The organism is Novosphingobium sp. LASN5T (genome assembly GCF_003856955.1).
In the GTDB taxonomy this organism is placed as follows: domain Bacteria; phylum Pseudomonadota; class Alphaproteobacteria; order Sphingomonadales; family Sphingomonadaceae; genus Novosphingobium.
Genome location: NZ_RQSI01000009.1, coordinates 74,109 through 95,994 on the forward strand (window position 1 = coordinate 74,109; position 21,886 = coordinate 95,994).

Annotated in this window: 23 protein-coding genes; 12 read left to right on the top strand and 11 right to left on the bottom strand. The window is 65.2% G+C overall.

Translation table 11 applies throughout. The features are described from left to right. Positions 1-42: 42 nt before the first annotated feature. Together dnaG and EH199_RS08405 are read right to left on the bottom strand one after the other, a co-directional pair. A complete protein-coding gene (dnaG, locus tag EH199_RS08400) occupies positions 43-1,917 on the bottom strand; it encodes a DNA primase (protein WP_124808805.1) in 1,875 nt (624 codons plus the stop codon). A 79-nt stretch (positions 1,918-1,996) separates the two neighbouring features. Further along, the gene (locus EH199_RS08405; protein WP_124808806.1) at positions 1,997-2,452 is read right to left on the bottom strand and encodes a GatB/YqeY domain-containing protein; all 456 of its coding nucleotides are present in this window, start codon (positions 2,450-2,452) and stop codon (positions 1,997-1,999) included. A 162-nt stretch (positions 2,453-2,614) separates the two neighbouring features. Here EH199_RS08405 and carA point away from each other — a divergent pair, with 162 nt between their 5' ends. The 4 genes from carA (at position 2,615) to greA (ending at position 7,959) form a co-directional block, all read left to right on the top strand. After that, entirely contained in the window at positions 2,615-3,781 is a 1,167-nt protein-coding gene (gene carA / locus EH199_RS08410) for a glutamine-hydrolyzing carbamoyl-phosphate synthase small subunit (protein ID WP_124808807.1), read from the top strand. A gap of 14 nt (positions 3,782-3,795) precedes the next feature. Beyond that, positions 3,796-4,020 (top strand): methionyl-tRNA formyltransferase, encoded by a 225-nt coding sequence (locus tag EH199_RS08415; RefSeq protein ID WP_124808808.1) that lies wholly within the window; start codon positions 3,796-3,798, stop codon positions 4,018-4,020. Beyond that, entirely contained in the window at positions 4,020-7,343 is a 3,324-nt protein-coding gene (gene carB, locus EH199_RS08420; protein ID WP_124808809.1) for a carbamoyl-phosphate synthase large subunit, read from the top strand. The genes EH199_RS08415 and carB overlap by 1 nt, the downstream gene beginning before the upstream one ends. 139 nt (positions 7,344-7,482) lie before the next feature. Next, on the top strand, positions 7,483-7,959 hold the full coding sequence (greA, locus tag EH199_RS08425) for a transcription elongation factor GreA (protein ID WP_124808810.1): 477 nt from the start codon (positions 7,483-7,485) through the stop codon (positions 7,957-7,959). A gap of 182 nt (positions 7,960-8,141) precedes the next feature. On the opposite strand, the gene EH199_RS08430 is transcribed toward greA, so the two are convergent. From EH199_RS08430 to EH199_RS24965, 6 genes are all read right to left on the bottom strand, one after another. After that, on the bottom strand, positions 8,142-8,363 hold the full coding sequence (locus EH199_RS08430) for a DUF4170 domain-containing protein (protein ID WP_124808811.1): 222 nt from the start codon (positions 8,361-8,363) through the stop codon (positions 8,142-8,144). A gap of 97 nt (positions 8,364-8,460) precedes the next feature. Next, the gene (locus tag EH199_RS08435) at positions 8,461-8,952 is read right to left on the bottom strand and encodes a hypothetical protein (RefSeq protein WP_124808812.1); all 492 of its coding nucleotides are present in this window, start codon (positions 8,950-8,952) and stop codon (positions 8,461-8,463) included. A gap of 1 nt (position 8,953) precedes the next feature. Continuing rightward, a complete protein-coding gene (locus EH199_RS08440) occupies positions 8,954-9,256 on the bottom strand; it encodes a hypothetical protein (protein ID WP_124808813.1) in 303 nt (100 codons plus the stop codon). Beyond that, entirely contained in the window at positions 9,253-9,645 is a 393-nt protein-coding gene (locus EH199_RS08445) for a phage holin family protein (protein ID WP_124808814.1), read from the bottom strand. The genes EH199_RS08440 and EH199_RS08445 overlap by 4 nt, the downstream gene beginning before the upstream one ends. Positions 9,646-9,675: 30 nt before the next feature. Beyond that, positions 9,676-10,245, bottom strand: a complete 570-nt coding sequence (locus EH199_RS08450; protein WP_223806550.1) for a hypothetical protein — start codon at positions 10,243-10,245, stop codon at positions 9,676-9,678. 89 nt (positions 10,246-10,334) lie between these two features. Next, positions 10,335-10,469 (bottom strand): hypothetical protein, encoded by a 135-nt coding sequence (locus tag EH199_RS24965; RefSeq protein WP_255420449.1) that lies wholly within the window; start codon positions 10,467-10,469, stop codon positions 10,335-10,337. On the opposite strand from EH199_RS24965, the gene eno reads away from it, so the two are divergent. From eno to EH199_RS08465, 3 genes are all read left to right on the top strand, one after another. Continuing rightward, entirely contained in the window at positions 10,456-11,742 is a 1,287-nt protein-coding gene (gene eno, locus EH199_RS08455; protein WP_124808816.1) for a phosphopyruvate hydratase, read from the top strand. The two genes, EH199_RS24965 and eno, sit on opposite strands and share 14 nt — an antisense overlap. Positions 11,743-11,910: 168 nt before the next feature. Next, positions 11,911-13,005: a phosphotransferase gene (locus EH199_RS08460; protein ID WP_124808817.1), complete on the top strand. Its 1,095-nt coding sequence runs from the start codon at positions 11,911-11,913 to the stop codon at positions 13,003-13,005. After that, complete coding sequence (locus EH199_RS08465; protein ID WP_124808818.1) at positions 12,999-14,081, top strand: hypothetical protein; 1,083 nt, start codon at positions 12,999-13,001, stop codon at positions 14,079-14,081. The genes EH199_RS08460 and EH199_RS08465 overlap by 7 nt, the downstream gene beginning before the upstream one ends. A 40-nt stretch (positions 14,082-14,121) precedes the next feature. Here the strand turns inward: EH199_RS08465 and EH199_RS08470 are convergent, their stop codons facing one another. From EH199_RS08470 to ribB, 3 genes are read right to left on the bottom strand one after another with little or no spacing between them, the layout of a single operon-like run. Beyond that, complete coding sequence (locus tag EH199_RS08470) at positions 14,122-15,051, bottom strand: aldo/keto reductase (protein WP_124808819.1); 930 nt, start codon at positions 15,049-15,051, stop codon at positions 14,122-14,124. Next, positions 15,048-15,467 (bottom strand): 6,7-dimethyl-8-ribityllumazine synthase, encoded by a 420-nt coding sequence (gene ribH, locus EH199_RS08475; RefSeq protein ID WP_124808820.1) that lies wholly within the window; start codon positions 15,465-15,467, stop codon positions 15,048-15,050. Before ribH ends, EH199_RS08470 begins: the two co-directional genes overlap by 4 nt. Before the next feature lie 6 nt (positions 15,468-15,473). Then, positions 15,474-16,739, bottom strand: a complete 1,266-nt coding sequence (gene ribB / locus EH199_RS08480) for a 3,4-dihydroxy-2-butanone-4-phosphate synthase (RefSeq protein WP_124808821.1) — start codon at positions 16,737-16,739, stop codon at positions 15,474-15,476. Positions 16,740-16,968: 229 nt separating this feature from the next. Here ribB and EH199_RS08485 point away from each other — a divergent pair, with 229 nt between their 5' ends. The 5 genes from EH199_RS08485 (at position 16,969) to EH199_RS08505 (ending at position 21,877) form a co-directional block, all read left to right on the top strand. Then, the gene (locus tag EH199_RS08485) at positions 16,969-19,899 is read left to right on the top strand and encodes a TonB-dependent receptor (RefSeq protein ID WP_124808822.1); all 2,931 of its coding nucleotides are present in this window, start codon (positions 16,969-16,971) and stop codon (positions 19,897-19,899) included. A gap of 142 nt (positions 19,900-20,041) precedes the next feature. Then, positions 20,042-20,446, top strand: a complete 405-nt coding sequence (locus tag EH199_RS08490) for a hypothetical protein (protein ID WP_124808823.1) — start codon at positions 20,042-20,044, stop codon at positions 20,444-20,446. A gap of 72 nt (positions 20,447-20,518) precedes the next feature. Beyond that, a complete protein-coding gene (locus tag EH199_RS08495) occupies positions 20,519-21,019 on the top strand; it encodes a DUF2244 domain-containing protein (protein WP_190287188.1) in 501 nt (166 codons plus the stop codon). Further along, positions 21,016-21,231, top strand: coding sequence for a hypothetical protein (locus EH199_RS08500; protein WP_124808825.1), 216 nt, complete (start codon positions 21,016-21,018; stop codon positions 21,229-21,231). The genes EH199_RS08495 and EH199_RS08500 overlap by 4 nt, the downstream gene beginning before the upstream one ends. Continuing rightward, positions 21,218-21,877, top strand: coding sequence for an SCO family protein (locus tag EH199_RS08505; protein WP_124808826.1), 660 nt, complete (start codon positions 21,218-21,220; stop codon positions 21,875-21,877). The genes EH199_RS08500 and EH199_RS08505 overlap by 14 nt, the downstream gene beginning before the upstream one ends. Positions 21,878-21,886 lie beyond the last annotated feature (9 nt).

Genomic DNA, 21,886 nt, shown 5'->3' on the forward strand with positions numbered 1-21,886 from the left:
ACCCCGATACCACTTTGTTCGAGCTGCCGTTGCGTCTTACAATTATAACGAAGCACGAACGCGACCCATTTGCCCCAACCGGGCAAACAAGGCCAGCCTTCGTTCGCGCAAACGTTCTTTTTCCGCTTCGGTTTCGGGGGTAAGTTCGGCCTGATAGCGCCGATTGGCCTCTTCCAGCGCCGATTCCACCTCCGGAAGCTCCACCAGAAGCGCAATCGCGTCGGCCAATTCCCCGGCGCTGCCTTCCCGCTTCGCGAGAAAGCCGAATCGAATCTCACCAAAATCCGTTGCGGTCGGCGTGCGCAGACGCCGCTCCTGCAATATGGTCCGGATATGTTCGCTTTCAAGAGCGGCGCCCGATGGGCCGGCCGAATCGGCCAGCACCAGCAAGGCATCGAGCGTGGCCGCCATGTCCGCTTCCGCCGGATGCAGCCGGGCGAGGCTTTCGGCATGGGGCGCGATCAGGTCCGGCTGTTCGACCAGCCCCGCGATCACCGCCGCGATCAGCCGGTCGCGCGTGCCCACCCGCTGTTGCAGGCGGTTCGCCTGTTCGGCGGGCAAGGGCGGCGGCGCGGGTTTCCACGGCTGCCCTTTGCCGCGCGGCGCGGCTCCGCCGCTCTGGCGCGGCTGGAACGGCGCGCGTTCCTTGCGGGCGAAGGCGAGTTCGCCGAACCGCTCGTTGAGATCGCGGCGGTAGAGCGCCTTGATGTCCGGGTGCTGGATGGTGTCGCAATGCGCCATCAGCCGCGCCTTGAGCCCGGCCTTGTCCTCCGGTGTCGCCAGCGGCAGGGCATCGCGCTCGGCGGCCCACAGCACGTCGATCAGGCTGCGCGCCTCGCTCAGCAAAGCTTCCATCGCTTGCGGCCCGTCGCGCTTCACCACATCGTCCGGGTCCATGCCGCCGGGCAGGGTGACGATGCGCAGGCTGTGGCCGGGGCGGAGCAGGGGCAGGGCGCGGGTGATCGCGCGCATTGCCGCGCGTTGCCCCGCTGCATCGCCATCGAAGCACAGCGTCGGACATTCGACCACGCGCCACAGCCGTTCTATCTGGTGTTCCGTCAGCGCGGTGCCCAGCGGCGCGACCGCCTCGGCGATCCCCGCCGCCGCCAGCGCCACCACGTCCATGTAGCCTTCGACGACGACGATCCGCCCGGCATTGCGCGCGGCCGGCGCGGCGCGGTGCAGGTTGTAAACCGTGCGTCCCTTGTCGAACAGCGGCGTGTCGGGCGAATTCAGGTACTTGGGCGCATCTGTTTTTTCGGCGCTGAGGATGCGCCCGCCAAACGCGATCACCCGCCCGCGCGGATCGAGGATCGGCAGCATCAGCCGGCCCCGGAACCGGTCATAGGGATCGCGGCCTTCCACCACGATGCGCAGGCCCGCCTCGATCAGCATGGCATCGGGGAAGGCGGAAAGCGCCTCCTTCAGCGCGGTGCGGCTGTCGGGCGCGAAGCCGAAGCCGAAATCGCGCACGATCCGTTCGGGGAATCCGCGCGAGGCCAGATAGCGCCGCGCGTCCGCGCCGCGCTCCTCGTGCAGGCTGCGCGCGAAGAAATCCTGCGCCGCCGCCATCACGTCGTGCAGCGATTTCTGCTGCTCCGCGCGCTGCGCCATGCGCGGATCGGGCGCGGGCACTTCCATGCCGGCCTCGACCGCCAGTTCCTTCACCGCATCCATGAAGGGCAGGCCCTGGTGGTCGGTCATCCAGCGGATCACGTCCCCGTGCGCGCCGCAGCCGAAGCAGTGGTAGAAGCCCTTTTCGTCGTTGATCGTGAAGCTGGGCGTCTTTTCGTTATGGAACGGACAGCACGCCTTGAACTCCCGCCCCGCCTTCTGCACGCGCACCGTCCGCCCGATCACGCCCGAAAGCGAAATGCGGGAGCGCAGTTCGTCCAGCCATTGCGGGGACAGGCTCATGCAACGCCCCCGCCGCGACGGGGGCGAGTCCACAAACTGCCCTCCCGCCTGCGGGAGGGAGCGGGAGGGCAGTTTTGTGTCACCCCGCCAGCGCCGCCTTCACCAGCCCGCTGGCCTTGCCCATGTCGAGCTGGCTGCCGTGCTTCGCCTTGAGCGCGGCCACCACCTTGCCCATGTCCTTCATGCCGGCCGCGCCGGTTTCGGCGATGATCGCGGCGATCGCGGCCTTGGCGTCATCGTCGCTCAACTGCGCGGGGAGGAATTCCTCGATCACCACGAGTTCGGCTTTCTCCACTTCGGCCAGTTCCTGCCGGCCACCCTGTTCGTAGAGCGTGATCGATTCGCGGCGCTGCTTGGCCATCTTCTGCAGCACGTCGACCACGATCACGTCGTCGTCGGGAACGGTGGCGGCGGTGCGCAGTTCGATGTCCTTGTCCTTCAGCTTGGCAAGGATGAGGCGGACGGCGGCCAGGCGGGCCTTGTCGCCCGCCTTCATGGCAGAAACCTGCGCGGCCTTGATCGAGTCGCGGATCATGATGTCTGTACGTTTCCTGTGGATGGTCGCCGCAAGCCGGCGGAAGAAACGCATGTAGGATAAACTTTCTCAATCCGCTAGGTTGACGGTGCGTCGTGGCAGGTCTAGCGGGCGAGCCTTAGCGACATCGTCAGAACCCTTACCAACGGAGCGCCCCGCATCATGGCCGACCCCGCACTTTCGCACGCGCCTCAACCAGAAGGTGCGACGGGAGTCCTCGTGCTTGCGGATGGATCGGTCGCGTGGGGACGAGGCTTTGGCGCGGTCGGCTCGGCCGTGGGAGAGGTGTGCTTCAACACCGCGATGACCGGCTATCAGGAAGTGATGACCGATCCGTCCTATGCGGCGCAGATCGTCACCTTCACGTTCCCGCACATCGGCAATGTCGGCACCAATGCCGAGGACATGGAAAGCCATGACGTGCCCGGCGCGGTGGGCTGCGTGGTGCGCGAGGACGTGACGGCACCCGCCAGCTTCCGCGCGCAGGGCACGTTCCCCGCGTGGATGGAAAAGCACGGCAAGATCGGCCTGGCCGGGGTCGACACCCGCGCGCTGACCCGCCGCATCCGCCTGTCCGGCGCGCCCAACGCGGTGATCGCGCACGATCCCAAGGGGCAGTTCGATATCGACGCGCTGCTGGAAAAGGCGCGCAACTGGCCGGGCCTTGAAGGCATGGACCTTGCCCGCATCGTCACGCGCGACGGGCAGGAGGAATGGCAGGGTTCGGTCTGGCGGCTTGGGCAGGGCTATGGCCGGTCCCCGCACGACAAGCGCCCGCACGTCGTCGCCATGGACTTCGGCGCGAAGGACAACATCTTCCGCAATCTGGTGAAGGCCGGGGCGGGGGTGACGGTGGTGCCGGCGGAAACCTCGCTGGAAACGATCCTGTCGCTCAACCCCGATGGCGTGTTCCTCTCGAACGGCCCCGGCGATCCGGCGGCGACCGGCGCCTATGCCGTGCCCGTGATCCAGGCGCTGCTGGAGCGCGACGTGCCGATCTTCGGCATCTGCCTTGGCCACCAGATGCTGGGGCTGGCCGCCGGCGCGAAGACGGTGAAGATGCACCAGGGCCACCGCGGCGCCAACCATCCGGTCAAGCGGCTGGAACAGGGCGTGGTGGAGATCACCAGCATGAACCACGGCTTCGCGGTGGACAACGCCAGCCTGCCGGCGAACGTGATCGAAACCCACGTTTCGCTGTTCGACGGATCGAACTGCGGCATCGCGATTGCGGGCAAGAAGGCGTTCGGCGTGCAATACCACCCGGAAGCCTCGCCGGGGCCTCAGGACAGTTTCTATCTGTTCGAGAAGTTCGTGGGGATGCTTTAAACCAGGAGGGGGAAATGGCGATAGTTCGCGAGTTCATCAAAAAAGAGTTGGAACGCTCGAACGCTCACTCCGAGGTTGAAGCAACAATTTCGTTTGTCGACACGGATGGCGAGAAGTTCATTCAAATCGACACCTATGGATCAAAGAACCGAGCAATTCCTGGGAAGGTATCTCAGAGTCTCCGTCTTTCTGAGGCGGCGTATGAACAGCTCAAAAAACTTGCGGAACAGCACTTCTAATGCCCAAACGCACTGACATCTCCTCGATCCTGATCATCGGCGCCGGGCCGATCATCATCGGCCAGGCTTGCGAGTTCGATTATTCGGGCACGCAGGCGGTGAAGGCGCTCAAGGAAGAGGGCTACCGCATCGTCCTGGTCAATTCGAACCCGGCCACGATCATGACCGATCCCGAGATGGCGGACGCGACTTATGTCGAGCCGATCACGCCGGCGATCGTCGCCAAGATCATCGAGAAGGAGCGCCCCGACGCGATCCTGCCGACGATGGGCGGGCAGACCGCGCTGAACACGGCGCTCGCGTTGGCGCAGGACGGCACGCTCGAAAAGTTCGGCGTGACCATGATCGGCGCCAACGCCGAAGCGATCGACAAGGCCGAGGATCGCCAGAAGTTCCGCGATGCGATGGACAAGATCGGCCTCGAATCCGCGCGTTCCGGCGTGGCGCACACGGTGGACGAGGCGCTGGCGGTGCTGGAGACGACCGGGCTGCCCTCGATCATCCGCCCCAGCTTCACGCTGGGCGGCACCGGCGGCGGTATTGCCTACAACCGGGAAGAGTTCGTCAAGATCGTGCGCGGAGGCCTTGAGGCCAGCCCGACCACCGAGGTGCTGATCGAGGAATCGCTGCTCGGCTGGAAAGAGTACGAGATGGAAGTCGTCCGCGACCGGAACGACAACGCCATCATCATCTGCTCGATCGAGAACGTCGATCCGATGGGCGTCCACACCGGGGATTCGATCACCGTCGCCCCGGCGCTGACGCTGACTGACAAGGAATACCAGATCATGCGCAACGCATCGATCGCGGTGCTCCGCGAAATCGGCGTGGAAACAGGTGGTTCGAACGTGCAGTTCGCGGTCAACCCGAAGGACGGCCGCCTGATCGTGATCGAGATGAACCCGCGCGTGTCACGGTCCTCGGCGCTGGCGTCCAAGGCCACCGGCTTCCCCATCGCCAAGGTCGCGGCCAAGCTGGCGGTGGGCTATACGCTGGACGAGATCGTCAACGACATCACCGGCGCGACGCCGGCCTCGTTCGAACCGACGATCGACTACGTCGTCACCAAGATACCTCGCTTCGCGTTCGAGAAGTTCAAGGGCGCCGAACCGCTGCTTGGCACCGCGATGAAGTCCGTGGGCGAAGTGATGGCGATTGGCCGCAACTTCAAGGAATCGCTGCAAAAGGCGCTGCGCGGGCTGGAAACCGGGCTGGACGGCTTCAACCGCGTGGTCGCGCTGGAGGGCGCGGACCGCGACGAGATCAACGCGGTCCTTTCGCGCGCCACGCCCGAACGCCTGCTCGCGGTCGGCCAGGCCTTCCGCGAAGGCTTCTCAGTGGAGGATATCCACGCCGTCACCAAGTACGAGCCGTGGTTCCTGCGCCACATCGAGGAAATCATCGCCGAGGAAAAGGCGATCCTGGAAAATGGCCTGCCGGTCGACGCGGCGGGGCTGCGGCGGCTGAAGGCCATGGGCTTTTCGGACAAGCGCCTCGCCACCCTGGCGGTGCGGTCGGTCCATGTCGCGGGCGGCATGGCGGAAACCCAGGCCAAGCGTTCGGGCCTGCTGCACGATGCGCTGCGCGCCATGGCGGGGGCGACCAGCGAGGACGAGGTGCGCAAGCTGCGCCACCGGCTGGGCGTGCGTCCGGTATTCAAGCGCATCGATAGCTGCGCGGCCGAATTCGAGGCGGTGACGCCCTACATGTATTCGACCTACGAAGGCGGGTTGTTCGGCGAACCGGAGAACGAGGCCGCGCCTTCGGACCGGCGGAAGATCGTGATCCTTGGCGGCGGCCCGAACCGCATCGGGCAGGGCATCGAGTTCGACTATTGCTGCTGCCACGCCTGCTTCGCGCTGGAAGATGCCGGGTTCGAGACCATCATGGTCAACTGCAACCCGGAAACCGTCTCCACCGACTACGATACCTCTGACCGCCTCTATTTCGAGCCGCTGACGGCCGAGGACGTGCTGGAAATTCTCGAAGTCGAAAAGGCGAACGGCGAGCTTGTCGGCGTGATCGTGCAGTTTGGCGGGCAGACGCCGCTGAAGCTGGCGCAGGCGCTGGAAGACGCCGGGATCCCCATCCTCGGCACGTCGCCCGACGCGATCGACCTTGCCGAAGACCGCGAACGCTTTGCCGCGCTGGTCGAGAAGCTGGGCCTCAAGCAGCCCGCCAACGGCCTGGCCCGCAGCCGCGACGAGGCGGTCGCGGTGGCGGCGCGCATCGGTTATCCGGTGCTGATGCGTCCGTCCTACGTGCTGGGTGGGCGCGCGATGGAGATCGTGGACAGCCAGGCGCAGCTTGATGACTACATCGCCACCGCCGTTCAGGTTTCGGGCGACAGCCCGGTGCTGATCGACCAGTATCTGCGCGATGCAATCGAATGCGACGTCGATGCGCTGGCCGATGGCGACGAGGTGACCGTGGCCGGGGTGATGCAGCACATCGAGGAAGCCGGCATCCATTCGGGCGACAGCGCCTGTACGCTGCCACCCTACAGCCTGCCCGATGACGTGGTGCAGGAAATGGAGCGCCAGGCAGTGCTGTTGGCCAAGGCGCTGGGCGTGCGCGGGCTGATGAACATCCAGTTCGCGGTGAAGGACGGCGAGGTTTACCTGATCGAGGTGAATCCGCGCGCCAGCCGCACGGTACCGTTCGTGGCCAAGGCGATCGGCCAGCCCATCGCCAAGTTCGCGGCGCGGATCATGGCGGGCGAGACGCTGGCCGACTTGCCGGCGATCCGGCGCGAGGTCGATCACATGGCGGTGAAGGAAGCGGTGTTCCCCTTCGCGCGCTTCCCAGGCGTCGATCCGGTGCTGTCGCCCGAGATGAAGTCCACGGGCGAAGTGATGGGAATCGATGCGAATTTCCCGGTCGCTTTCGCCAAGGCCCAATTGGGCGCGGGCGTCAGCCTGCCGCGCAGCGGTACGCTGTTCGTCTCGGTCAAGGATAGCGACAAGGCTATCGTGCTGCCGGCGGTGAAGAAGCTGTCGGGGCTGGGCTTCCACATCGTCGCCACCGGGGGCACGGCGCGTTACCTTGCCGACGCCGGGGTCTCGGTCGAACGGATCAACAAGGTTGCCGAAGGCCGCCCGCACATCGTGGACCGGATCATCGATGGCGACATCGCGTTGATTTTCAACACGACCGAGGGTTGGCAGAGCCACAAGGACTCGCAATCGATCCGCGGATCGGCGCTGTCGGGCAAGGTGCCCTATTTCACCACGGCTGCCGCATCGGTCGCCGCCGCCGCGGCAATCGAGGCGCTGCAAAGCGCCGACCTTGCGGTTCGTCCGTTGCAGGATTATTATAGCTGAGCTTCCACGTGTTCCCCAGCATCGCGGCGGTGAAAGCCCGGACGGTCGATTGATACGGCTTCCGGTTGGGGACGGTTATCCCTGGTTGCCGTAGCGTTCGCGCCGCGGCGGGCGGGGAGCGAAAGGAAAGAGAAGACGGATGGCAAGTGTGGAAAAGCTGCCGATGCTGGCCGAAGGCTATGAAAAGCTGACTGCCGAGCTGAAAGCGCTGCGCGAGGAGCGGCCGAAGATCGTTGACGCGATCGAGGAAGCGCGCGCCCACGGCGATCTTTCCGAAAACGCCGAATATCATGCCGCCAAGGAGCGGCAGGGCCAGGTCGAAGCCTCCATCGCCGATCTGGAAGACAAGATCAGCCGCGCGCAGATCATTGATCCGACCAGCCTTTCGGGCGATCGCATCGTGTTCGGCGCTACAGTGACGCTGCTCGACGATGCCGACAAGCCCGTGCGTTATCAGATCGTGGGACAGGCCGAAGCGGACGCCAAGGTGGGCCGCATCAGCTACAATTCGCCGCTGGGCCGCGCGCTGATCGGCCGCAAGGTAGAGGACGAGGTCGAGGTGACGGTGCCGTCGGGCGACAAGTTCTACGTCGTCGAAAAGATCGAATTCATCTGAGCTTCGAAGTGTAACAGCCTGTTTGAACCCGTCATCCCAGCGGAAGCTGGGATCTCGTAAGGCTGAGCGGAACCGCCCGGAATTTCCTTTACAACGGCCTGAGATCCGAGCTTTCGCTGGGATGACGGGCGGACCATACAAAAAGCCCCGGATCGCTCCGGGGCTTTTTTGTTTGCCTGAAGTCAGGCCTTGGGCAGTTCCGGTTCGAGTAGCCGGTGCAAGTGAACGATCACATAGCGCATTTCCGCATCATCCACGGTGCGTTGCGCGGCAGCGCGCCAGGCTTCTTCGGCGCTGTGATAGTCGGGGAACACCCCCACGACGTCGATCTTGTTGAGGTCGACGAATTCGAGGCCCTGGGGGTCCTTGACTCGCCCGCCCATAACGAGGTGCAGCTTCTGCATGGCAGCCTTTTCCATTGGGGAGGAAACGTGCGTGCCACTGACAAAATGATGCGCGAATGGCAAGTGCGACAAATGGCTTATTCGCGCCCTTGTTGGGTTATTTGCGCAATCTGGTCGCAATTTCGATAAGGCGGCGCAGCGCGGTTTCCCCCGCCTCGCGCGCGGACGATACCGCGACCTCGGTCAGGTCGACCGCGCGCTTGCGGGCTTCCTCGCCACCTTCGGCGATCTTGCCGCCCACGGTGCCGCCGATGTCTTCCAGCTTGGCCACGCCGTCGCGCCCCGCGTCGGCCGCGCGCGAGGCATAGGCCGACGCGATTTCGGCGCCCAGCGCGGCGAGCGCCACGGCGCGCTTGCCCAGGCGCGAATCCACGACTTCCCGCGCCGCCGAACGGCGCTTGGGCCAAGCGCGGGCGACCAGCGCACCAAGGAGAATGCCGCCCGCCAGCATGGCAACAGGATGTTCGTCGACGAGCGTCTTCACGGTCTTCGCCGGGCCGGAAGCGGCCACCCGCGCCTTGGCCGCTTCCACTTTTTCGCGAACGGCCGCGTTGGGATCGTGTTCACCGGTCTTGGTTTCGTCGCTCACATCATTCTCCTTGGGCAATGGCCAGCCAGCGCCCGGCGATCCGGGACAGGGGCGCGCGCAACAGCCACCCCGCAACGGCCGCGACCGTCAGGCCCAGCACGGCCTTGTTTTCGCTGGCGATATCGCGGGCCATGTCGATGGTTTCAACGATTTCGCCGGCGGCATGTTCCCGGATGCGGCGGCCGATCGGTTTCTCCGCCAGCCCCTCGCGCAGGGCGGAAATGTCCTCTCGCACCAATTGCCAGGCGTCCTCGCGCAACTGGCGCGCCTCTTCGAGAATGGCGGAATCCCGGCGCTCGCTCATGTTTCCGTGCCCTTGCCCAGCAAGGCCGCGCGCGCCTTGCGGAAACGCCCCACGGCCGTGGCGAAGCACGCCGCGGCAAGTCCGCCGAGCCCCAGCCCAACAACCGCGAGCGCCCCCCACGGCGTCAGAAGCGGGGTAAGCGCCAGCAGCAGCCCGACCACCAGCGCCACCAACGTGAAGAAGGCGAAGGCCAGTGCCAGCAGCAACAGCGCGACAATGCCTTTCGCGCGGCCCCAGCCATAGGTGGCGCGCGCGCGGGCATAGGCCAGTTCCGCCTCGAACAGCGTCTGGCCATCATCAATCAGGGCGCGCAGGGTTCCGGTCAGCGAGGCATCAGCCTCGCCAGCCGGAACCTCGGTGCCGGATTCGGGCGGGGATGGGGGCGACATACGTCGTTCAGGCGGTGCGCGTCTCTGCCCTTACGCGTCCCCGTCGCCAGACCCGCGCACCAGCCGCGCCAGCAGGAAGCCGGCGACGGCAGCGATGCCGATCGCGGTGGCAGGGCTTTTGCGGACGAATTCCTTCACATCGTTGCCGAGTTCGGAAACGTCCTTCGATTCGAGCTTAGCCGCCGTTTCCTGGATGCTGCGCGCGGCGGAACGGGCATAATCGCCATATTGCACGCCCAGTTTTTCGTCGATCGTGCCGGCGGTATCGGAAATGGTCTTGCCCAGCACCGTCAAGGCGTCGCTTGCCTTGCTCTTGCCATCGGTGGCGAGCGAGATCGCCTTTTCCTTGGCTTGCCCGGCATAGAGCTTCGCGTCCTCGCTCCAGTCGCCGGCCTTTTCGGTCACGGTCGCCTTGTAGGCGGCTCCGCGCTCGATCGCCTCGCCCTTCAGCTTCTCAGCGCTGGCCTTGGCGTCTTCAACCGCCTTGCTGAAGCGTGACTTGCCGGTTTCCGCAGCGGCGGCCGCTTCTTCAACGGCTTCGGTCACGGTTTCCGCGACGTCGGCGGCGGCGGTGGTGCCCTTGGCGGTGGATTTGGCCATTTTCCTGTCTTCCTTCGAACTGTGAGGCCCGGCCGGCCCGGTGACAACGACTAGCGCATCCTGGACCATTGGGCAAAGCGCCTGCGAATTCACGACGGGGTGTCCCGCTGCAATGCACCAACGCGGGTTGCGCCCGCCGGTTCCAGCCGATAGGAGCCGGCGCCAAAGGCGATGTCCAGCATCTTTTCGCCCATTTTCAGGGAGTCTGCCATGACCGCGATCATTGACATCCACGCCCGCGAGATTCTCGACAGCCGCGGTAATCCCACCGTAGAGGTCGATGTGCTGCTTGAAGACGGCAGCTTCGGCCGCGCGGCGGTTCCCTCGGGCGCTTCGACCGGCGCGCACGAAGCGGTCGAGCTGCGCGATGGCGACAAGGGGCGCTATCTCGGCAAGGGCGTGACCAAGGCGGTGACCGCCGTCAACAGCGAGATTTCCGAAGCGCTGATCGGGCTTGACGCCGAAGACCAGCGCGACATCGACCTGGCGATGATCGCGCTCGATGGCACCGAGAACAAGGCGCGGATCGGCGCCAACGCCATCCTGGGCACCAGCCTGGCCGTGGCCAAGGCCGCTGCCGATGCGCGCGGCCTGCCGCTCTATTCCTACGTCGGCGGCGTTTCGGCGCATGTCCTGCCCGTGCCGATGATGAACATCATCAACGGCGGTGAACATGCCGACAATCCGATCGATTTCCAGGAATTCATGATCATGCCGGTTGGCGCGCCGACGCTGGCCGAAGCCGTGCGCTGGGGCGCGGAAGTGTTCCACACGCTGAAGAAGGGTCTGCACGAAAAGGGCCTGGCGACGGCGGTGGGCGACGAAGGCGGTTTCGCGCCTAACCTGGCCAGCACCCGCGACGCGCTCGATTTCGTGATGGCCTCGATCGAAAAGGCGGGGTTCAAGCCCGGCGAGGACATGGCGCTGGCGCTCGACTGCGCTTCCACCGAGTTCTTCCGCAACGGCAAGTACGAGATCAGCGGCGAAGGCCTCTCGCTCTCGCCCGAAGCCTTCTCGGATTATCTCGCGGCACTTTGCGATGCCTATCCGATCCGCTCGATCGAGGATGGCATGAGCGAAGACGATTTCGAAGGCTGGGCCGCGCTCACCGCGAAAGTCGGCAAGCGCGTCCAGCTGGTTGGCGACGACCTTTTCGTGACCAACCCGAAGCGCCTTGAAATGGGCATCGGCAAGGGGCTGGCCAATTCGCTGCTGGTCAAGGTCAACCAGATCGGAACGCTGACCGAAACGCTGGAGGCCGTCTCGATCGCGCAGCGCAATGGCTACACCGCCGTGATGTCGCACCGTTCGGGTGAAACCGAGGACGCCACGATCGCGGACCTGGCGGTTGCCACCAACTGCGGCCAGATCAAGACGGGGTCGCTGGCCCGGTCGGACCGGCTGGCCAAGTACAACCAGCTCATCCGCATCGAGGAAGAACTGGGCGCTTCGGCGAAGTACGCGGGCAAGGGCGCGTTCGGCCGTCTGTCCGCCTGATCCGGTCCTTCCGGGGCGAACCGGCTGACGGTTCAGGCAAACGGCCGGGGCGCAGGCGCGCTCCGGCCGTTTGCTTTTACCGGCCGGCCAATGCTTGTTAATCGATCGCTTAAATTCCGCTTCACAACCGCTCTTCTCTCTGCCAGCTTGCCGGTGGGAGAGAAGAGCATGGTCGATTTTCCGAGGAAGCCCGCCGAAGTCGATGCGGGATGGCTGGAGGCGCGCCTGCGGGAAAGCGGCGCGCTGGGCGATGCGCGCGTCACCGGCATGGCGTGGGTGCCGATCGGCACCGGCCAGGTCGGCGATACCGCGCGCTTCACCTTGACCTATGACCGGGAAGGCGCGGGGCCGGCCACGGTGGCGGGCAAGTTTGCCTCCGCTGACGAAACCAGCCGCGGCACGGCTGCAACGTTGCAGCTCTATACCAAGGAAGTGACATTCTACCGCGAGGTGGCGGCGCTGCTGGATGCAAGAGTGCCTCGCACGTTCGCGGCGGAAGTGGATGAGAACGGGCAGGAATTTGTCCTTCTGTTCGAGGATCTGGCGCCCGAGCGTGGCGGCAACCAGTTGCTCGGCTGCAGTATCGACGACGCATGCGCCGCCATTCGCCAAGCGGCGGCGATCCACGCCCCCAGCCGCAACCACGCCGCCATTCTGGGCCAGCCCTGCTTCCAGCCCCAACCGGCGCTGACCGGGCAGATGGCCGCGCTCTATCCGCAGGCCCATGCCGTGTTCCGGGAACGCTACGATGGGCAACTGGCACCCGAACTGATGCGGGTGTGCGATGAACTCAATGCCCTGATCGGCGGCTGGTTCGGCCGCGTGCTGCCCGATCCGGGGCTCGTCCACGGCGATTTCCGGCTCGACAACATGCTGTTCGGCGTGGGCAACCGCGCCGAACCGATTGCGATCGTGGACTGGCAGACGACCGGGATCGGCTGCGGACTGACCGACGTGGGCTATTTCATGGGGTGCGGCATCGGCAGCGCCTTGCGCCGCCCGCACGAGGACGAACTGCTCGACCTCTATTGCGCCGAGATGAGCCGGCGTGGCGTGCCCACCGCGCGCGAGGCGATCTGGACGCGCTATCGTCTGGGCGCGCTCCACGGCGTGTCCACGGCGGTGTTCAGCGCCGCGTTCGTGGTGCGGACCCCGCGCGGCGACGAGAATTTCCTGTCGATGGCAACCGGCGCCTGCGAACTGGCGCTCGACCACGACAGCATCGGCGCACTGCGCCACTTCCTGGAGACCGGAACATGCTGACTAAGGGCGATGACTTTCCGCTGCACCAGACGCCCGAGCCCGTCGCCTATGCGGGCACGGACCGGAATTTCTACGATCGCTATTTCTTCAACGGTTATGCGCCGGACGGTTCAGGCTTCTTTGCGGTGGCCTTTGGCATCTATCCGCACTTGAACGTGGCGGATGCCCATTTTTCCTATATCCGCAACGGCATCCAGCACTGTCTTCACGCGTCACGTGAACTGAATATGGAGCGGTTCGACCTGACGGTCGGGCCGATCTCGATCGAGGTGGTCGAGCCACTGCGCAAGCTGGTGGTGCGCGTCAACGGTGAGGGGATCGCCGCCGAACTGGCCTTCACCGGCCGTGCCTTTCCCATCGAGGAGCCGCGCTTCACGTTCCGCATCGGGCCGCGCGCGTTCATGGATTACACGCGGCTGACGCAGAACGGGCACTACGAGGGCTGGGTGGAAGTGGACGGCGTGCGCGAGGCGCTGCATCCGCAGACGGCCGGCACGCGCGACCGCAGCTGGGGCGTCCGCCCGGTGGGCAGCAGTGATACGCAGCCGTTCGGGCACGGCGTGGTTCCGTCGTTCTTCTGGCAATGGACGCCGATCAACCTGCCCGATCGCAGCCTGTTCTACCATATCAACGCGGATATGCACGGCGCGCCGTGGAACACGCGGGCGGTGATCGCGCCGGATGGTGCTGGCGCGCACGATCACTACGAAACGCCTTCGGCAACCCTGGTATCCCCGCTGGCGGCGGGCTCTCGCTGGCCGGCTTCGGGCAAGCTGGACATCGCCACGCCGGACGGGCCGCTGACGGTGTCGTTCGAGCCGCTGGTAAGGTTCCAGATGCGCGGGATCGGCTACACTTCGCCCAAGTGGGGCCACGGGTTGTATCACGGGCCACTGGAGGTCGAGCGCGAGGACATCGACCTTGATGCCTGCGATCCCGCCCGGCCGGACAACTTCCACGTCCAGATCGTGTCCAGAGTGACGACCAGCGCCGGCGAGGAAGGCGTGGGCGTGTTCGAACAGCTTGTGCTTGGTCCATATGCCCCGATGGGGCTGCAAGGCATGGACGTGGCCTGAAGACCGATCCGGGGCCTTGTGAGGCCCCGGGCACGGCTTCTCAGTCGAGCGCCTTGGTCAGCGCGGCAACCTGCGCCGCGCTCAGTTCCAGTTCCATCGCCTCGACCAGATCGTCGACCTGATCGGCGGTGGTGGCGCTGGCGATCGGCGCGGCGATGCCAGGCTGGCTCAGCAGCCAGGCCAGCGCGACCTGGCCCAGCGTGGCTTCGGTCTCGGTGGCGATGCGGTCCATCACCGGCAGCAGCCGCTTGCCCGGCTCGGCATACTTGCGCAGGCCTTCGCCACGCGGATAGCGCGCGAAATCGGCGTCCTTGCGGTACTTGCCTGTCAGGAAGCCACTGGCGAGTCCGAAGAACGGCAGCATCGCCACATCATTCTGGACGCAGAACGCCTGCAGTTCGGGCGGATAGGCATCGCGTTCGAGCAGGTTGTACTGGTTCTGCAGCACGCCATAGGCCGGCGCGCCGGCCGCTTCCGCCGCCTTCTGCGCCGAAGCCAGCCGGTCGAGCGAGAAGTTGGAAGCACCCGCTTCGCGGATCAGCTTCCGGTCGAACAGCGCCTTGAACCCTTCGGCCACTTCGGCCTGCGGGGTCTGCTCCTCGTCGCGGTGCGCGTAATAGAGATCGATATAGTCGGTACGCAGGCGTTCGAGCGAGGCCTGGCAGCGTTCGAGCAGGCGCGCCGGGGCAAGCCCGCCGGCCTCGCCGGCCATGTTGGTTTTGGTGGCGATGCGCATGTGCTTGCGCACGCCGCGCGATTCCAGCCATTCGCCGATGACGGTCTCGCTTTCCCCGCCCTTGTGGCCGGGAACCCAGACTGAATAGCCTTCGGCCGTATCGATCATCCGGCCGCCGTTTTCGTAGAAGGCGTCCAGCACTTCGAAGCTGCGGTCCCGATCGATCGTCCAGCCGAAGACGTTTCCGCCCAGGACCAGCGGGATGCCGGACAGCGAGGGGTGTTTGCCGCTCATGCGAAGCGCTCCTTCAGCGCGAGCAGGGCAAGCGCGGCCTTGGCGGCCTCGCCACCCTTGTCCTTCTGCGCGGGATCGGCGCGAACGATCGCCTGCGCTTCGTTCTCGACGGTAAGGATGCCGTTGCCGATGGCGATGCCGTCCATGGTCAGCGCCATGATGCCGCGCGCGCTTTCGCCGGCGACGATCTCGAAGTGGTAGGTTTCGCCCCGGATCACCACGCCGATGGCGACGAAGCCGTCATAGTCCCCGCTCTGGTCGGCCAGCGCGATCGCGCCGGGGATTTCCAGCGCGCCGGGAACGGTAATGACTTCCGCCTTGTGGCCGGCCGCCTTGAGCGCCGCCTTGGCGCCCGCGATCAGCATGTCGTTGAGGTGGTCGTAGAAACGGGCTTCGACAATCAGAAACTTGGCCATGGCCGATTACTCCTCGGGGATCGGCCGTTCGCCGACGATATTGAGGCCATAGCCTTCGATGGCCACGACGTTGCGGTGGGCGTTCGATAGCAGCGTCATGTCGTGTACGCCAAGATCGGCCAGGATCTGCGCCCCGATGCCGTAGCTGCGCAGGTCCATGTCCGGTCCGCCGCCGCCACCGCGCGCCGGATCGGCTTCGGGCGGCTTGAACAGCAGCACGATCACGCCGCCGCCGGCCTTGCCCATTTCCACCATCGCGCGCTGGAGCGTGCGCTTGCGCGGGCCGGGCTGGCCCAGCAGGTCGTGGAAGGCGGAGAAGGTGTGGACGCGCGTCAGCGTCGGTTCGCCGGGGATGACTTGCCCCTTCTGGAGCACGAGGCTTTCGGTGCCATCGACCTTGTTGCGATAGGTGAGCAGGCGCCAGTCACCGCCATAGTCCGACGTGAAAGGCACTTCGGCCACCTTGGTGACAAGGTGATCGTGCCGGCGGCGGTATTCGATCAGGTCGCGGATCGTGCCGATCTTGAGGCCGTGGCGGCGGGCGAAAGGCACGAGATCGTCCATGCGCGCCATGGTGCCATCATCGCGCATGATCTCGCAGATCACGCCCGAGGGATTGAGACCGGCAAGGCGCGAGATGTCGACCGCCGCTTCGGTATGGCCGGCGCGCACCAGCACGCCGCCGTCGCGCGCGATCAGAGGGAAAACGTGACCGGGGGTGACGATGTCGTCGCGGGTCTTGCCGGCATCGATGGCCACCGCGACGGTGCGGGCGCGGTCGCCGGCGGAAATGCCGGTGGTCACGCCTTCGCGCGCTTCGATCGAGACGGTGAAGGCGGTTTCATGGCGCGTGCCGTTGTTGCGGCTCATCAGTTCCAGGCCGAGCTGTTCACAGCGCGCGCGGGTGAGCGTGAGGCAGATCAGGCCGCGTCCGTGCGTGGCCATGAAATTGATGGCATCCGGCGTAGCCATCTGCGCGGGGATGACCAGATCGCCCTCGTTCTCGCGATCCTCGTCATCGACCAGGATGAACATCCGGCCATTGCGCGCTTCCTCGATGATCTCCTCGATGGGAACGAGCGCAGGCGCATCGTCGCTCTCGCTGAGGACGCGCTCAAGCTTCGCAAGCGTGTCTGCCGTGGGGTTCCAGTTCGGCTGAGTCACGTCGCGCAGGGTGTTGGCGTGGAGGCCAGCGGCACGCGCGAGGCCGGAGCGGGACATGCCGCCATCGACGATGAGTCGGCGGATGCGTTCGATGAGGTCAGTAGACATGATTCGGGTATTTCACATTGTAGTGTGTAGTGCAAGCGGGGAATGTGACATCGTAATATCGCGAAAATTTCAGTTAACTGTGTCATTAAAATCACGCGCTGAATGGGTTGCCGCTACGGCAAGGCGCGAATGCGAATTGGCCATTGACAAGGAATCCCGCTCGTTATGTCCTGTGTTCCGGGGTAGCCCACATCAACGAGGGGCACCGCTGGAGAGAGAGGTCTGAGCTATGAGGGGCAAGCTTTCCCTGCTTGTTGGCGTATGCGCGTCGGCAGTTGCAACTCCCGCCTTCGCACAGTCTGCTGGTGGATCGGCAGATACCGAAGAAATCATCGTCACAGCGCAGCGTCAGTCGGAACGCCTGCAGGACGTTCCGATCGCGGTGAGCGCGTTTACGCCAGAGGCGCTGGACAAGCAGCAGATCAAGAACACCAGCGATCTGCAATTGTCGCTGCCCAACATCACCTTCACCAAGACGAACTTCACGTCGTCCAGCTTTACGATCCGCGGCATCGGCGACCTTTGCGTGGGCGTGACGTGCGACCAGGCCACCGCCATCCACCTCAATGACTCGCCGCTTTTCCAGACCCGTCTCTTCGAAGGCGAATTCTACGATCTTGCGCAGATCCAGGTTCTGCGCGGCCCGCAAGGCACGCTGTTCGGTCGCAACGCCACCTCGGGCGTGGTCGATCTGATCACAGCCAAGCCCGATCTCAGCAAGTTCGGCGCGTCGGGCGAAGCGGAATACGGCAACTACAACTCGATCAAGGTGAAGGGGATGCTGAATGCGCCCCTGACGGATACGCTCGGCGTCCGCCTTGCCGGGTTCTACCTCAACCGCGACGGCTACACGCTGAATCTCGCCAACGGCAAGCATTACGACGACCGCAATATGTATGGCCTGCGCGCATCGGTGCGCTGGGAACCGACGTCCGGGACGACGATCGACCTGATGGCGCAGTATTTCCGCGAAAAAGACCATCGCATGCGCATCCAGAAGCAGCTGTGCCAGCGCGATCCGACCGGCATCATCGGCTGCCTCAACGCCACGCAGGGCTATGGCGTCACCAACGGCAACAGCACGCTGGCTTCGGTCCTGACGTCCAAGCAGTTCTTCGCGATCCGCGGCCTGCCCACCGCCTTCGCGCTGGGCGATCTCTATGGCCCCGATAGCTATTCGGGCGTGGTCAATCCGGCCGATCCGCGCGTGATCAACACGGATACCGATCCGAACTACTTCACCGACGAATGGATCGTCGTGGGCTCTCTGGATCAGGATCTCGGCAAGGGCCTCAGCCTGAAGCTGACCGGGAACTTCGAAAGCGTCCGGGTCGATTCGAGCCAGGACTACACGAACTCGATCCAGAGCCGCGCGCTGATCCAGCCGACGCTGAACACGTTGGCGGCGGCTGCCTCCGGCGCGTTGGGCGCGGGCCTTGCCACCTATCTCAAGCCGGTGGCCGACGCGCTGATGCCGAACGGCCCGACCGGCGTGATCTGCACCTCGCTGCCGGAAGAGACGGGGACGGGCGTTTACGGCGGGCACAAGTCCTGCGCCATGTCGCCGCAGGACTTCGACCGTTCGGTCCAGTACAACAAGAGCTGGTCGGCGGAAGCGATCCTCAGCTCGAAGTGGGACGGCAAGTTCAACTTCCTGCTGGGCGGCATCTACAGCAAGCTGACGATGTCCGAAAACAGCTATTACGTGAACTCGTTCGGGCTGGACTATTTCGCCGGCGTGGGCGGTGCGTTCACGGCGCTGGGTTCGGCTCTGCCACCCGCCTATCTGGCGACGCCGTTCTACCGGAACAATTCGGACTACCTGAAGGTTTCGAGCTACGGCATCTTCGGCGAAGCGTACTACAAGTTCGATGACCGCATCAAACTGACGCTCGGCCTGCGCTACAACCACGATCAGAAGGACATCATCGCCCGCACGACGGTGTTCAACTGGCTCGTGCCGAACGGTTCGACCAACGCTTACACGTCGCCCTATTTCGGGTCGTATGACGCGGACGCCAATCTGCCGGGCAACCAGCCCTTCCAGGTTCGCAATGCCAAGTTCAACGAACTGACCGGGCGCGCGGTTCTGGACTTCCAGATCACGCCGGACAACCTGATCTATCTGTCCTATTCGCGCGGCTACAAGTCGGGCGGCATCAATCCGCCGCTGTCGCCGATCTTCGCGGTGCCGGAAACGTTTTCTCCGGAATTCGTCAACGCCTTCGAAATCGGATCGAAGAACCAGTTCGGCAAGCTGACGCTGAACCTCACCGGCTTCTACTACAAGTACAAGGATCTCCAGCTTTCGCGCATCGTCGCCCGCACGTCGGTCAACGATAACGTGAGCGCGAATATCTGGGGCCTGGAAGCCGAAGCGATCCTGCGGCCGACGCCGGGGCTGTCGGTGAACATCTCCGCCAGCTATCTCAATACGAAGGTTTCGGAAGACAAATACCTTGCCAACCCGCGTGACTTTGGCGGCGGCCGTTCCGATGCGGTCATCATCAAGGACATCACCAACGCGACGAACTGCGCCGTCGGGGCCAACACCGCCGGGAATACCGCCGGGGTCAACGCCTTCGTCAACACGGTCAACACCCTTATCAACGCGGGCAGCATTCCCGGCGTTGCAGCGGGTGCCGGCTTGCGGCCAACGACCTCGTTCGGCGCGGGCAGCGGCATCGCCTCGACCGGTGCCTACAGCATCTGCGCGGCGTTGCAGGCGGTTGCTGCAACCAACGGTGCCGCGTTCGATCCGAAGGGCATCACCGTCTATACCTCGGGTATTCCGGTCAACATCAAGGGCAACAAGCTGCCCGGTGCGCCGGACTACAAGGTTGCGGCGGGCGTGCAGTACGAGATTCCGGCCGGCCGTCTTTCGATTACGCCGCGTTTCGATATCGTGCTGACGGGCACCTCGACCGGCAATATCTTCAACGGTGCCGTCAACCGGATCCCGAGCTACACCCAGATCAACGCGCAGGTGCAGATCGATGGTCCCGATCGCCGCTGGTTCATTCGCGGCTTCGTCCAGAATCTGGGCAACTCGAACCCGATCACGGGTCTGTACGTGACGGACCAGTCCTCGGGGAACTTCACCAACATCTTCACGCTTGAACCGCGCCGTTATGGCGTGGCGGCCGGTTTCCGCTTCTGATCGGGGAGGAAAGCGGAAAGGTGGAAGGCGTCGGGAGGCATGCTCCCGGCGCCTTTTCCTTTGGGTGGGACAATTTGTCCTGGCTCCTGCCCGTCGGCTTGGGGCGTGACAGGACGGGCGGGGCGCGGTAAGCGAGCGAGTGATGGGGGAACTGCGCGCCTTCTTGATCGGACATCGCCGCCTGGCGGCGATCGTCGTAGCGTTCGCGCTGCTGATGAAGGCGCTGTTGCCCGCTGGCTACATGGTGGGGCCGGCGCAGGGGCAGAAAATCCTGACTCTCCTCGTCTGTGCCGATGCTTCGGGCGATCATCTCGCTCGTCAGGTTTCCCTGCCGGCTTCCGGCCAGAAGGATGGCAATTCGTCATCGCACGATGTCTGCCCGTTCGCCGGACATGCCTTCGCGGCGCTCGGCGGGGCAGACCCTATCCAGATCGCGCTGGCGATCCTGTTCGTGCTCGCGCTGGGGTTCGCCCCTGCGGCGTTGCCGCGCCTTGCGCGTGCGCGCCACGTCTTGCCGCCGCCCTGCGGCCCTCCGGCCTGCGCCTGACAGCCTGAATCGTCCTGTCGGATCGGCCGGGCAGCGCGGATGATGCGCACCCGGCATGCCGGAGTACCCCTGATGTATGAAATACTCGACCGTCCGCGTGGACGGTCTGGCGTGTGCGATAACGGCGCGATCGTCGTCCGCATGCGCGAAAATCGCTCGGCGCTCTCCCATGAGGCGCGCTCCGCCTTTGCCGCGCTGGCGTTCCTGTTGCTGATCCTGTCGATCGTGCCCGTTGTCCATGGGTATTGGCTGGTCCCCGCCTTCTCGCTGGCCGCCGTCGCCGCGCTGACATTCGCGCTGGAGCGGCACCAGAAGCAGGCGGCGCCGGCGGAAACGCTGGAAGTCGGCCCCGGACGCCTGCGGCATGCCGACAGCCATGGCCGGGTGACGGAATGCGAAGGCCCGTGGCTTTCGTTCCGGGTCGAAGCGCCAACGCCGTCGGCCCTGCGCCTGCTGGTGCGGACCGCGGCCGATGTGATCGAGATCGGCCGCTGCCTGAGCCTCGACGAACGGCGCGCGGTGGCGCCTGTCATCGCGGCGGCGCTGGACGCGGCAACGGAGAGCCGGCCGTGAGCGGCCTTTTCACGCTCTCGCCCGCGCGCGCCGCGCACCTGCGCCGCATTCGCCGCCGGACATGGGCCGCCGTGGCCCTGTGCTTCGCGGCGCGTGGGCTGGCCGCTGTGCCGGGGCTGCTGCTGCCGGGCATGGCATCGGCGCTGGACGACGCGGGCGCTGTCTGCGTTTCGTCCGATTGCAGCCGGAAAACAGCGCATGACCGTTCCTGATCCTGACGATGCCGCTCCGCCAGCCGGCGACCGAAGCCTGCGCTGGCTGGTGGTCCTGCTGGTGTCAATCGGCCTGCTGGGTCTGGCGCTGGTGGCGTTCGGCGGCGGCAAGGGAGGACAGCCGGAGAACGCGGGAGGACAGGATGTTGGCGGACAGGGGGCGGACATCGGCGGCCCGTTCACGCTGATCGCGCCTGACGGATCGCCCTTTCCCAGCACCAAGCTGGCGGGCAAACCCTTTGCCATCTTTTTCGGGTTCACCCGCTGCCCGGATGTCTGCCCGACCAGCTTGGCGCGGATGGCCCGGTTGCGCAAGCAACTGGGCGCGGACGGCGGCCGGTTCGAGATCGTGTTCGTTTCGGTCGATCCCGGGCATGACACGCCAGCGGACGTGGGCCGCTATGCCGCGATGTTCGGCACGCCGATCCACGGCCTGACCGGAACCGACGCGCAACTGGCCGCGATCGAGAAGGCCTATGGCGTCTATGTCCAGAAGGTGCCGCAGCCGGGTGGCGATTACATGATCGACCATACCGCCGCGATCTACCTGATGGATGCCGCAGGCCGGTTTGCCGACACGATCAACTTCCAGGAACCCGAAGCGGAATCGCTGGCCAAGCTCAAGCGGCTGGTCGAACGAAGCTGATCCGGACCG